Consider the following 316-nt stretch of genomic DNA (forward strand, 5'->3'; position numbering starts at 1 on the left):
CGACGACGCCGATATGGGCCATGATCCTGCCCTGGCTCTCCACAAGATCCCTGACCGCGGCCGACTGCGCGCGCGTCAGCGCTTCCTCGGCCTCACGGAAGATCGCCGGTTCCGGCCCCTCAAAATTCCAGGCGCGCGCCTGGCGCAGCGTCTCTTCGAGCAACGTGCGGCCCGATTGCGGGTAGGGCGCCAGCCTGTAGGTGCCGATGTCGGCGATGTGCTCGCCGTCGGTCTTGATCAGCGCCACGTCGATGTTGCCGTCAAGCACCGTGCCGGTCATCAGGCCAACGGCCCAGATTGGTTCCATGGTCTTTCC

Annotated in this window: 1 pseudogene; it reads right to left on the reverse strand. The window is 66.1% G+C overall.

From position 1 onward, the window contains the following. A pseudogene (locus tag EN859_RS36610) lies at positions 1–307 on the reverse strand (anhydro-N-acetylmuramic acid kinase); the annotation flags it as partial. Positions 308–316: the final 9 nt, after the last annotated feature.

Source organism: Mesorhizobium sp. M00.F.Ca.ET.216.01.1.1 (assembly GCF_004010325.2).
In the GTDB taxonomy this organism is placed as follows: Bacteria; Pseudomonadota; Alphaproteobacteria; order Rhizobiales; family Rhizobiaceae; genus Mesorhizobium.